Annotated in this window: 8 protein-coding genes; 5 read left to right on the top strand and 3 right to left on the bottom strand. The window is 42.2% G+C overall.

What is annotated here, in order from left to right; translation table 11 throughout:
* The first annotated feature begins 6 nt into the window (after nucleotides 1-6).
* On the top strand, nucleotides 7-1,194 hold the full coding sequence (locus tag R4Z09_RS25245; protein WP_338449443.1) for an amidohydrolase: 1,188 nt from the start codon (nucleotides 7-9) through the stop codon (nucleotides 1,192-1,194).
* A gap of 185 nt (nucleotides 1,195-1,379) precedes the next feature.
* Entirely contained in the window at nucleotides 1,380-1,625 is a 246-nt protein-coding gene (locus R4Z09_RS25240) for a YkuS family protein (RefSeq protein ID WP_338449442.1), read from the top strand.
* Nucleotides 1,626-1,751: 126 nt separating this feature from the next.
* Here the strand turns inward: R4Z09_RS25240 and R4Z09_RS25235 are convergent, their stop codons facing one another.
* A complete protein-coding gene (locus R4Z09_RS25235; protein ID WP_338449441.1) occupies nucleotides 1,752-2,294 on the bottom strand; it encodes a DUF7010 family protein in 543 nt (180 codons plus the stop codon).
* A gap of 224 nt (nucleotides 2,295-2,518) precedes the next feature.
* On the opposite strand from R4Z09_RS25235, the gene R4Z09_RS25230 reads away from it, so the two are divergent.
* Nucleotides 2,519-4,564 (top strand): YhgE/Pip domain-containing protein, encoded by a 2,046-nt coding sequence (locus tag R4Z09_RS25230; RefSeq protein ID WP_338449440.1) that lies wholly within the window; start codon nucleotides 2,519-2,521, stop codon nucleotides 4,562-4,564.
* A gap of 96 nt (nucleotides 4,565-4,660) precedes the next feature.
* Here the strand turns inward: R4Z09_RS25230 and R4Z09_RS25225 are convergent, their stop codons facing one another.
* Complete coding sequence (locus R4Z09_RS25225; protein ID WP_338449439.1) at nucleotides 4,661-8,263, bottom strand: PQQ-binding-like beta-propeller repeat protein; 3,603 nt, start codon at nucleotides 8,261-8,263, stop codon at nucleotides 4,661-4,663.
* Between the two features lie 84 nt (nucleotides 8,264-8,347).
* Nucleotides 8,348-9,439 (bottom strand): HupE/UreJ family protein, encoded by a 1,092-nt coding sequence (locus R4Z09_RS25220; protein WP_338449438.1) that lies wholly within the window; start codon nucleotides 9,437-9,439, stop codon nucleotides 8,348-8,350.
* Nucleotides 9,440-9,870: 431 nt separating this feature from the next.
* On the opposite strand from R4Z09_RS25220, the gene R4Z09_RS25215 reads away from it, so the two are divergent.
* Entirely contained in the window at nucleotides 9,871-11,046 is a 1,176-nt protein-coding gene (locus R4Z09_RS25215; protein WP_338449437.1) for an S-layer homology domain-containing protein, read from the top strand.
* Between the two features lie 317 nt (nucleotides 11,047-11,363).
* Nucleotides 11,364-12,485 carry an amidohydrolase gene (locus R4Z09_RS25210; RefSeq protein ID WP_338449436.1) on the top strand — a complete coding sequence of 374 codons (1,122 nt, stop codon included), beginning with the start codon at nucleotides 11,364-11,366 and terminating at the stop codon, nucleotides 12,483-12,485.
* Nucleotides 12,486-12,555: the final 70 nt, after the last annotated feature.

The raw sequence follows: 12,555 nt of genomic DNA, 5'->3' as shown, positions 1-12,555 counted from the left end.
TAAAAAATGAAGCAGCAGCTTATGAAATTGTTGGAAGAACGTAAAGAGGAAATGATTCAAATTCGCCGTCATTTACATGAGAATCCGGAATTGTCTTTTAAAGAAGAAAAAACGGCACAATATATTTTAGATTTTTATAATGGGAAGGACGTAGAGGTTCAGTCTAATGTTGGGAATGGTTTTGGGATTATTGTAACCGTTAAAGGAGGAAAGCCGGGGAAAACCATTGCTTTACGTGCTGATTTCGATGCCTTGCCGATTATGGAGGAAACGGAACTTCCTTTTAAATCAAAGAATGAAGGGGTCATGCATGCGTGCGGACATGATGGACATACGGCCTATTTACTGATTCTTGCTGATTGCCTTATTCAATTAAAGGATGAAATCCCTGGTACGATCAAAATCATTCATCAGCATGCAGAAGAAGTACCGCCGGGCGGAGCAAAAAGTATTGTCGAATCCGGGGCGCTTGATGATGTGGAAAATATTTTCGGCATTCATTTACTTCCAATGAATCCAGCTGGAGTGGTGGGGTATCACAGCGAATTCTCGATGGCTGGCAGATCTTATTTAAAGGTGGGGATTCAGGGGGTTGGCGGACATGGTTCATCCCCTCATAAGGCAAATGATGCCATCGTTGCAGGCGCTCATTTTGTTACGGCGGTCCAAACGATTATCAGCCGGCGCTTGAATCCATTTGATATGGGTGTCATCACCATTGGCTCCTTTGATGGAAAGGGAACCTTTAATGTCATAAGGGATCGTGTGGAACTTGAAGGGGACATCCGCTATATGTCGGATGAAACAAAAGACATCATCGGGGAGGAGCTGCGCCGTATTGCAGGCGGGATTGATGCTGAGTTTGGTGTTCAATGTGAGTTGACCTTTACCCCAGATTACCCGCCGCTTTATAATAACCCGGAAATGACGGATTTAGTTAAGACAAGTCTTGAAGGGGCGAATGATCCGGATATTAAAGAAGTGATCGAGTATCCGATGATGTCACCATCTGATGATTTTGCTTATTATTTAGAAAAAATTCCTGGCTGCTATTTCTATATTGGCTGTACGCCAAAAGGGGTAGAGAAGCCATATTTCAACCATCATCCAAAGTTTGATATTGACGAAGATGCATTGATTGTAGCCGCTAAATCTGTAGGGTATGTCGTTTGCGGGTACTATGGGTTGGAGTAAAGAGGGTCGCAGGAGGGTCGCAGGAGGGTCGCGGGGACAGGCACCTTGTACCACCATATATTTACAATTTTATTTAAATGCAATTAACACACTTATCTTTGCTCCACCTTTTTCATATATCAAACATTTAGGAATAAAAATCCACCCTAAAACGCACGCTACTTACGTAGAGGAGGTGTACATATATGGCAAAAAGAGTTGCTGTTGAAGGCTCACTTACAAACGTTTCAGAAGCTCTTCGTCAAAAAGGATATGACGTGGTTGATTTGAAGTCAGCTGCGGATGCGGAAAATTGCGAATGCTGCGTGATTACTGGCGTGGATTCTAACGTCATGGGAATGGCAGATACTTCAACAAAAGCTTCGGTCATCGAAGCAAACGGCTTATCCGCGGATGAAGTTTGTCAGCAAGTTGAATCAAGAATGCAATAATTTAGCAAACAAAAAGAAGCAGGAATCTCTGCTTCTTTCTTTGCATCATAGGTGGAACACAGGGACAGTAACACGCCCCCTGTCCGGGACGCGGTGCCTGTCCCTGTGTTCCACTCAAGGAAAAAATCAGCCGTTGACCGTGGTTAATCGCTTTACTTCCATCGTTAATAACAAACTAAATAGGACTTCAAACACAATCATGAATCCTGAAACCATATAAGGAGGAAAATTAATCCCTACCAGAAGTACAACAATGGGAATCACCACAGATAAGACGATATAACTTCTTGATTGATACAGCCAGCCAAATGGCAGCAAATGAGCGCCAAAAATCATTGCCAAAACCATGACCATTTTTTCAGGTACGGTTGGGTATACCCACATGGCAATCAGCAGGTACAGCATTTGATTGAAGGAAAATAATACTCCTAACTGTGTCAATGGATTCCCTTTGTTTGTAAAATCAACTTTAATGAATTTTGATAGGAGAAAAGCGATTGGCATGAGAGGTGCCGTGAAGCAAAAGGTTAACAAGTTTTTCATCAAGATCGGCATTGAGGTCAAATGAACGATTAATACGGCAGACCAAATAATGATAGACGCTAGAATAAAATGCAATCCTTTTTTCTGTTTAAGGGCACAATCCAGCCGCAGTTCCTCCAAATTCATTGCAAAAATCCTCCTTCAATTTATAGGTCTTCATTTCGATAATTTATATTATATTGCAGATGGAAAGTTCTGGGTGGATAAACCTTGTTGATTGATTGTATGAAGAAGGGAGCCAATAATTGCCTAAAAATAAAAATGGGTCGCGGGGACAGGCACCGTGACCCACAAACTAGTCTGGGTCGAGGTGCCTGTCCCCGCGACCCAAATTTAAGAGGTGATCATCTATGGATGAGGAAATAAAGACAAATCAAAGGTCGATGAAGAGGCTGATGATTGTTGCTGTTATTGCAATTCTTTTTGTTCCAATTCTGTATTCCGGTATTTATCTTAGTTCATTTTGGGATCCATATGGTCATTTTGACCGGGTGCCGGTTGCTTTTGTAAACCAGGACAAGCCGGTGGTGAAGAACGGAACGGAATTTCATTTGGGAAAGGATATTCAAGAGAATCTGAAGGATAACAAGAGCATCGGCTGGCACTTTGTCAGCTACAACCAAGCGAAAAAAGGAATTGAAGGTACGAAATACTATGCTTTGATCGTGATTCCGGAGGATTTTTCCAAAAAAATTTCTGAATCAAACTATGGGAAGTTTGAAAAGCCGAAGATTATTTATGAAGCAAACAAAGGGAAAAACTATGTATTTGCCCAAGTGTCAGAACGTGCGGCAGAGAACATAAAAGCAGAGGTTGCTTCTAATATTCAAAAGGAAACAACAAAGGCTTTAGCTAACAATCTTTTTGCGATAAGAGATTCACTTGGTGATGCGAGTACTGGTGCTGCAGATCTTCAGGAGGGGACAAGTGCATTAGCGGCAGGTGCTGATCAATTGTCTTCTGGATTAAATACTTCTGCTTCCGGTTCAGATCAGTTAAAAGAGGGACTGGAAGAAGCAGCGGGCGGTCAGTCAAAGCTTGCAGCGGGAATGGGCTCCTTACTCGATGGACTGCATCAATTTAAAAGCGGCTTAACCCAGAGTACCGGTGATGTTTCCGCATTATCCGCGGGTGCAGCATCTGTATCTGATGGGCTAGGAGAAATGAATGCCACACTTGAGAAAGCGAAACTTTCGGAAGGCTTACAGGCAGCAGCTGACAGTATCGGCAGCATCAAAGGTGCAATCAGCCAGGCTTCAACTGTTTTAGCCTCATCAAATGATCCCGCAAGCATAGCACAGGCACGTGGAATTTTAGAACAGCTCGTTACCAATATTAATAATCAAAACCTAGAAGGAAATCTACAAAACGCAGCAACAAGCACCGGCGATTTAGTGGTAAATCTGCAGAGATTAAACGGCGGGGCGAAACAGGTAGCAGAAGGCACGAATACAATAGAGGATACGCTAACGGAGACGCAGGAGCAGGCATCGGCGGGAGTGGATAAACTGATTAGCGGTGCCGAAGAACTGCAAACCGGCAGCAATGATTTACTCGAAGGATTACAAACCGCTGCGGCAAACACAGGTGAATTGTCCTCAGGGTTACATGAATTGCATGACGGGGCCATCGACCTTAATGAAGGTATGGCAGCTGCCGACCAAGGTGCACTTGACTTAAAAGAAGGCTTGGAGAACGGCTACAACGAGATGAATGACAACCTGACCTTTACAGTCGAAGGGATCTCTAACTTTATCAAGAATCCGTTAGCGATTGAAGATCAAACGATCAATCAAGTAAATACATATGGGGAAGGTTTGGCACCTTATTTCATTTCATTGTCCCTATGGCTTGGGGCGATGTTGATGAATTTAGTTTTATCATTGGTTAAGCTATCAAAGGTGATTACGTCCAAATTCTGGGGCAGTTATATCGGAACTTTTATTGCAGGGGCCATCCTGGTGATGCTGCAGGCAGTAATATTAACGGTCATCCTTGTAAATGGCTTAGGAATGGAAGCTGTCAGCATACCTGTATTTTATCTAGGCAATATGTTCATTTCGCTTGTATTTTTCAGCATTATGTATGGAATGTCGTTTGCCGCTGGTTTGGTTGCCACGCCAATTGTGTTCATACTATTTATCCTGCAACTGGCGTCATCGGGAGGTACTTTTCCAATCGAAACGTCACCGGAATTTTTCCGAGCCATTTCACCCTATTTCCCAATGACCTACACCGTCGAAGCCTTAAGAATGATCACAAGCGGAATCAACACATCGAGAATGCAGACCATCGCACTGATTTTGCTCATGTTCCTCTTGCTCTTTGCTATTGGCGGGTATGCAGTAAAATGGATCATGAATCGAAAATCAACACGAAGGCTGGCAGCGCAGTAGAAGGATTATTTACAGAACGGACCGGATGAAACCGAACGTTGAATAAATAAAATGGGACATAAAGCTCCATTTTGAACCTTATGTCCCTTCATTTCCTTATTTCTTAAATTGTTGATAATAGTTACTAAGCACTGAAATAGGATTTGTTGATTGAGCAGCATTTACTGCAAGAATTTTTCTTTCTAATGTATAGCTTTCGCCTGCTGGAACCTCTATTCTTTTCTGACTCATGATCCAGTTTCCATTTCCGTAACCTACAAGCTCACTTGTATCTCCAGCATAGATAAGTCCGTATACCTGCTTATCTGTTCCCGTCATTCCAATCCATGGTTCACTTAAGGTAAACTCTTGTGGATTCGAATAAGAAAGGGTAATCGACGGATTGCCTCCAACACCGCTTCTTTGACCAGAACCATCATAATCAATGGCGTCACCAATCCAAAATGTTTGTGTATCAGAACCGGTATTCGTGAAAACGGTATTAGCTGTTATCCACTCTTGATCTTTTTCAATTGTAAAAATAGTTTCTACTTGGATATTAGGAACTTCAAGAGATTTTCCAGTTGCTTTCACGACAGCACGGTTTGCAGAAACTTCAGCTGATTCAACCTTTTCACTTTCAACTGTAAGCTGCTGCCAGGCTTCTGTTCCGGATGGTTTTGTTTTTGAAGCATATGGAAGGTTGATCCAGTCCATTTGATCCTTCATGCCATTGGCTGCTATGTCTAGAAGCTTTCCTTTTGTTACTCCTGGCAGCTGTGAATCTGTACTTTTATCAGCGATGGTCATGGCCAGCTTGCTATTTTCCATAACCAAGTCCTCAATGGTACCCTGTGATGTTGGACCGGAAATGATTTTACCATAGCCGGCATCTACAGATACTGCTGCTAATGCGAGATCTACTTTTTCTGTTTCTCCATTAGCAATTTGAAAATCAACTTTGTTGGTCTGATAGGCCAGGCGGGATGCTTCCAAATGATAATTTCCGGGCTCTAATGAGATCTGATAGTTACCGTTAGCATCTGTCATCCCTGACATCATCTTTTTACCTTGGTCATTTTTGATGATAATCGCAGCATCTGCTACAGGTTCACCTGAAACTGAATCTGTAATTTTCCCATTAACTCTCGGCCAGCGCTCTGCTGCCTCACCACCTGGAGTGAAAGCGTATAGATTTCCGTCGAGTGCCCCAACAACAAGTGTATTTCCGGAGATTGCAGGAGAAGATGCAACCCAGGCGCCGATTTCATGCTGCCATAAAGGTTGTCCTGTTAAACGGTCGAACGCATAGAGTTTGCCATCATTTGAACCAATAAAGACAGTTTCGCCGCTGATGGCTGCAGAAGAAATGATTCCGCCATTCGTACGATATTTCCATTTCAGTTTGCCTGTTGACGCATTTATAGCAGCTACGTTTCCATCAGGGAATCCCATATATACAACTCCATCAGCTACTGCAGGAGAAGATCCAGTTGCATCGCCGTGAATATAGGAACTATCGGAGCTCTTGTAGCGCCATAGTTCTTTTCCAGTAGAGGCATCAAGAGCAACAAGTAATCCACCTTGGTATCCCATAAATACTTTTCCATCTGAGATCGATGGCATCGAATGCATCCAGCCGCCTGCAGGTTGTTTCCTCCACAGCTCTTTTCCTGAGGCTGCATCAAAAGAAATTAAGTAACCGCCGTCTGCGCCAACATATACCTCACCGTCTGCAACTACAGGGGTTGATTCGACAATCCAGTTTCCTGCTAATTTAGAATTCCATAATTCATTTCCAGTCTTGGCATCAAGGGCCATCAGTTTACCGCCGCTGCCTGTACTATAAGCCTGATAGATAACTCCATCCACTACTGTTGGGGAATAGTACATCCATGCTCGTTGTACTTCGTCTTTCGCCATTGTTTTATGCCAAAGGATTTCACCAGTTTGGGCATTTATTGCATATAGTGTGCCGCGAATCGAAGAAGCATAGACGATTCCATCTGCTACAGCAGGTGAGGCTTGAACTTGTGCATCGGCTTGAACCTGCCATACTTTTTCTCCTGTTTCTAGATCAACTGCATGAATTGCATGCTGTTCGCTGCCGTTTTCATCACGTGTTCCGATATAAACCATTCCATTTGAGATAGCAGGTGAAGAGGTAAGAATGGTACCTGGTGTGCGGTATGACCAGTCTAAATTTAAACCTGCTTCTATAGTATCTGAGCTCACACCAGTATGCTGTGCATTGCCATGGAACATGGTCCAATCGCTGCCGCTCTTAGGTGCAACTCGTTCTGAGCTGTTTACGATTGTAAAAGAATGATTCCTAGACCAAACCTTACCGGCATCATCTGTCACCCTAACCTCGATGGCATGTTCGCCCAGGTCAGCTTTTTTTGCGTCCCATTGGTCAAACCATGACATGCCGCCGCTTTGCTTCAGCTGTTTCCATTGGCTGCCATCCACGCGGTATTCGACCTTTGATACATTACTTGTGGTATTATAGGCATTCACTAATATGTCTACTTTTCCTTTTGTAACCTTGCTTCCTGCTGCTGGATGGACAATGGCTGCACTTTCTTTGATATCATACATTTTATAATTAGCATCTTGTTTACCGCCTTGGAAACTAACCATGCGGAATCCATTTGGCATTTGATCAATCGTATAAGAGCTGGACACCGTCGTCACATGGTTAGCACCTGGAATCGTGTCTTGTGCTACATCATTTACATGTGTATGTCCAACCATAACTAGCCTTGTATGATATTGACTAAGAAGATCAATAAATGCTTTGGTTTTATCTCCTCCAGGAGTTTGCGGTGTATTCAAAGGCTTATGAACAAATACAACTACTTCCTTGTTTTTTGCATTTAGTTCAAGGTCTTGCTTTAACCATTCTAATTGTTCAGCTTCATTAAAACCTAAGGTATTTTCTAATGTGACAAAGTGACGGTTTCCGTAATCAAAGGAATACCATTCAGGTCCCAGATATTCGCGGTACCGATCAATCCTTGCGCTATATTCACTTCCGGGAGCAAAGTCATGGTTACCTACGGCAGGATATACTGGGAGGTCTGATGTTGCCGTGCTCGCCGTATAATCTTTAAATTCATCATCTGTTGCCCGGTTTGTTAAATCACCACTGACAGCAATAAAGGCAGGGTCCCCTGTTGAATCATTAATTTGTTTTAACTGATCTGTAAATCGCTGACGGTTATTCGTCGTGCCTGCTTGTACGTGAACATCCGCCACGTTAGCAAAACTAAAGTTTGGATTATTCGTTTCCGGCGTATGTAGGAGTCCGAAATTTTCTTCAATTGTTTCAGCGGCTTGGAGAGTGCCAAGTTGCTTGTAGAACTGCGGTGTTTTATTTTCGTCTGTTGGTACGCTGTATCCACTTGGAACCGTAACAAAGACGATATCACTTTGACGTCTTTCTGTATCAATAACAAGTTGATAGTTTCCTTTTTCATCAGTAACAGTCAATGTTTTTCCGTCAGATACTGTTACATGGGGAATCCCAGGTTCATTTTTGTCTTGTACTCCATTTTCATTCTTGTCCTGGTAAACCGTTCCTTTTACAGTCGCATTGTCGTTATCAGCGTTAACTGGTTTAATTACGGCAGCCAAGGCAAGACTCGACATGAGAACAAGAACACTGGGTCTCAGCACATTTTTGATCTTTTCAAATTGTTCTGGTGTAAACTTCATTCTTTCTCCTCCTTTTTTTTATTAAGGTTATTTTGTAACACGCGTAATTGTAGGATCATCACCTCCTTTAAAAGATTAATAGATTTACGATAGAAAACGCTGGAAATACCACGTTATTCCAAATAAGAAAATGGCTGTATTAACAGCAATGTGGATGGGTGATGACCATTTGAATTTACGAATAAAGAGTAGAATTGGGAAAAGAAGAAGAATAATAAGTGTTTGTCCTAATTCCACGCCCACATTAAAGGTTAATATCGGCCAAAGGGATGACCATTCAGTTGGATTGGCTAATTCCAATGCTCCGGCAAAGCCAATGCCATGAATTAAACCGAAAACAAATACAACGATAAAACGATATTTATCTGATAGACCAAGGAATCTTTCAATTGCAACAAATGCAACACTTAGGGCAATCAAGGGTTCTACAATATTAGAAGGAATATGTACCAGCTCGAGGGCGGTTAGGCCAAGAGTGACGCTATGGGCCAATGTAAACAGAGTCATAATTTTGATGACATCTATCAATTTCTGTGAAGTCACTACAAGCGCAATAATGAACAGGATGTGATCTAAGCCAATGAGTATATGGTGAAAGCCTAGTTTGATAAAAGGAACGCTTTGTCCAAGCATGCTGTCTTTACCAAGAGTGAGATCACGTTCCCCAGAGGTAAAAACAAACTTTCCTGTTTTTTCACCTAGATCATACGTGACGATGTTTCGATGAGCAGGATCATTATCTAAGAAGAAAACATCATAAGTAATTTGTATGGCAGCGGATTCCTTATCTTCGATTGGAAAATGGAACGTAATATTGGCATAATCCCTCTCCAATCTTCTATCTACATTTGTTTCAATAATCGTTCCATCTAATTTCAATCCTTGATTAAAGACCGTAAGCTTTTCTGCAAAATATTCTTCAAGTAAAGATTTGTTTTTTTCTAATGCTTCGCTTAATTCTGCAGATGTATAGCCGCCGCTTGTTATGCCGAGATCTACTATTCGAGCTAGCTCGAGATAATCTAAACTAAGCTCATAACGCAGCCCATGGTTATCAAGAGAAATCGAAGAGTATCCCTCGCTATTATCTGTATGTGCAGAAGCGGATAGCGGGGAAATGAAGAAATAAACACCTAAAATTAAAAAGAAAATTCCTTTTAATTTATTTCCAATCATAAAACTCACACCTTTTTGTTTGAAATATTTGAAAATGTCGAAAAGTGAAACCTATTCAAGTGTAGATTGGAATTTTTAACACAGGATGAACGGGGTGTAAAGAAAAGCAAAGATCCTATTACAAAACGGTATAGAAAAAATAAGATGATTGAAGCAGGGGGTGGCTCTCTTGCTTCCAAATGAAATCAACATAAAAAAAATCGGGTTACCATCTGCGTGTATCCGATGTTTTATAACTCTCCTTCACATGGAAGGAGTTTCAGCTGATAATTTCACAGCCTTGAGGTAGGTTTTTTTTGTTTCAAATTCATAAATATCCCTATATATAAATACAATGAAAAGGTTCCTTTAAGTGCCTTTTACCTATTAATCATTTAGATGGGAGGCATTAAAATAAAGTAGACTGAATTTTAACAAAAAGGGGATAGGGTATGAAGCAGTTAAAAAAGTGGATGAGTATGATTTTTCTTGCGGCATTGTTATTTGCCGGGGCTTCTCCAAAAGCCGATGCAGCGATTGTTTTTCCAGATGTACCTTCATCGCATTGGGCGGCGAAGGAAATTTATTATTTAACTGAACTTGGCGTTCTAAAAGGAGGCACGAACGGGTACTTCAACAAGGACGCACCCGTAACACGGGCAGAAGCGGCAGCGATTTTGGTCCGCGCGAAACAGCTGTCTTTAACAAATGTGCCAAATCCGGGCTTTAACGATGTACCAGTAACGCATACGTTTTACAAAGAAATCGCCGCGGCCGTCAATGCCGGCTGGTTCTCGAAGGCAGCATCCTTCAACCCAAATAATCAATTGAAGCGCGTGGATATGGCGAAAATCACGCAGCTGGCCTTCGGAATCACTGGTTCTGTTCCTGTTCAATGGGAGGACATGGGCCCGGGATATCCAGGAAATACTTATGTAACGCCAATGCTGGCAAGTGGAATCACTTCCGGATATACCGCGACACAGTTCAAACCGTCTGAGTTTGTCACTCGCGCTCAAATGGCAGTATTTACAGCTCGGGCGATGAATCCTGAGTTCCGATTGAAGGTGATTCAATATCCGCAGAAAGCAGCTGAGGGCATTTACTATCCGCAATTTAAGGATAATACCGGGACGTATGATGTGTCTTATTTAAACGGAAGATTGCAGGAAGAGGGCCAGTCCCTCGTGGAGACACGGCAGGAGATCATGGATTTGGCGCTTGAAGACGACATGATGGGAGACTATTATGCCTTCGAAGCCACCTACAGCGTGCCGCGGGCGGATTTGAATTACATCAGTGTGTTATTCTCCAGCTACTCATATACAGGCGGAGCCCACGGTTATGAGCAGCTCTTCTCATATAATTATGATGTAAAAAATGCTTCGCTCATTTCGCTCGGGGATTTGGCAACGAAGCCTAATTGGGAGCAGAATGTAGTGAACAAAATCAATGAAATGAATGCTGAATTTTATCCTTACTTCGGCGGTCCTAGTAATCTTGATGAGCTGCAGGGTCAGTTTTACATGACTCCATCGTCGTTTGTGATGTTCTTGAATCCATATGAATATGCGCCATATGCTGCTGGAATAAGGGAGTTTAGTATGCCGTATTCGATGATTCGTTAGGGGAATAAATTTTAGTTCTTGAAATTTTGGTTTTAATGAACATTTTAAAAAAAATATTATAACGCTTTGTCCATTTAGAGTTAGTCTAAAGGACAAAGCGTTATTTGTTTAACTTAGGTTTTGTCTCATAGAGGTGTTCTAAAGGACAAAACATATGAAGGTGGAAAAGGAAAAGTCTCATAGAAAGGGGCTAAAGGACAAAACGAATGCAAGTCAATAGAGAATTGTCCCATAGAGTGGTGCTCCTAAATTTTATTCTGTAAAATGAAAGTAGATATTCTAACACAGATAATGCTTGTAAAAGAGGAGACACATCAATGGAACGTAAAAATCTCGAGTTAGTGACAAAGCTGCGTCATGAATTGCATATGCATCCAGAGCTTTCGAATGAGGAGGTTTGGACGAAGCAGCGTTTAATGGATTTTATAAGAGAGCATACAAAGCTTGAAATCGTTGATAAAGGAAATTGGTTCTATGCTATTTACCATGCAGGGGAGGGAAAAAGGAATTTGGCCTTCCGGGCTGATTTTGATGCCTTGCCGATGGATGAAGTCATTGATCTTCCCCACGCATCGAGGTATCCGGGAAAAGCCCATAAATGTGGGCATGACGGCCACTCTGCGTCACTTGCCGGATTTGCACTTGAAATCGATCAGAAAGGGGCCGATCACAACATCTATTTCCTTTTTCAGCCTGCAGAGGAAACCGGAGACGGCGCGATTCAGTGTGTTGGGTTTATCAAGGAACATCACATCGATGAAATATTTGCCTATCATAATTGGAGCGGGATGGCGTTAAAAACGGTCAATGTCATTGAGGGAACGGCTCAATTTGCTTCAAAAGGCATGACGATTCACATGGAAGGTTCACCGGCGCATGCCAGCCAGCCAGAGGACGGGGTCAATCCGGCTTTCGCGATTGCTAAAATTATTAGTAAAATTCCTGAGTTCACTTCTTCGGAGAACAATAAAGGGTTAGTTCTATGCACCGTGGTACAGGTTGCTGTCGGCGAAAGAGCCTTCGGAATGTCGGCAAGCAAAGGGGACCTGCTCCTGACGATCCGTGCCCTGTATGAAGAGGAATTAGACAAGCTTCAGAAAAACCTGGAAGAGTTAGCCAAAACTCTGGCAGAGGAAAACGGGATTAAAAAGGTAACCTTTACGTATAACGATGAATTCCCGGAAACGAAGAACCACAAGGAAAGCATTGAAAAAGTCCGTCAGGCTGCTAAAGAAAAAGGGATTGAAATCGTTGAAATGCCGGCGGCTTGGCGGGCATCTGAAGACTTCGGCCACTATACAAAAGCAACAAAAGGAGCGATGGTCTACATCGGAAACGGCGAAAATTACCCGCAAATCCATACCTATGAATATGACTTCAAAGATGAGATTATCGAAACAGCTGTTGAACTATTTAAGGGATTAGCAGCTGCAAAATAAGAGTAGAGGAACTCCTTTTGACACTCTAAAAAATACCGAGCAGACATCAGTCTGCTCGGTATTTTTTTTA

Source organism: Niallia oryzisoli (genome assembly GCF_036670025.1).
GTDB lineage: Bacteria > Bacillota > Bacilli > Bacillales > Cytobacillaceae > Bacillus_BD > Bacillus_BD oryzisoli.
This window is presented reverse-complemented; position numbering and strand designations above follow the sequence as displayed.

What these genes read in the sequence shown, in the direction of transcription:
- R4Z09_RS25245 (WP_338449443.1), top strand. Translation starts at nt 7, where the DNA reads ATGAAGCAGCAGCTTATGAAATTGTTGGAAGAACGTAAAGAGGAAATG.
- R4Z09_RS25240 (WP_338449442.1), top strand. Translation starts at nt 1,380, where the DNA reads ATGGCAAAAAGAGTTGCTGTTGAAGGCTCACTTACAAACGTTTCAGAA.
- R4Z09_RS25235 (WP_338449441.1), bottom strand. Translation starts at nt 2,294, where the DNA reads ATGAATTTGGAGGAACTGCGGCTGGATTGTGCCCTTAAACAGAAAAAA.
- R4Z09_RS25230 (WP_338449440.1), top strand. Translation starts at nt 2,519, where the DNA reads ATGGATGAGGAAATAAAGACAAATCAAAGGTCGATGAAGAGGCTGATG.
- R4Z09_RS25225 (WP_338449439.1), bottom strand. Translation starts at nt 8,263, where the DNA reads ATGAAGTTTACACCAGAACAATTTGAAAAGATCAAAAATGTGCTGAGA.
- R4Z09_RS25220 (WP_338449438.1), bottom strand. Translation starts at nt 9,439, where the DNA reads ATGATTGGAAATAAATTAAAAGGAATTTTCTTTTTAATTTTAGGTGTT.
- R4Z09_RS25215 (WP_338449437.1), top strand. Translation starts at nt 9,871, where the DNA reads ATGAAGCAGTTAAAAAAGTGGATGAGTATGATTTTTCTTGCGGCATTG.
- R4Z09_RS25210 (WP_338449436.1), top strand. Translation starts at nt 11,364, where the DNA reads ATGGAACGTAAAAATCTCGAGTTAGTGACAAAGCTGCGTCATGAATTG.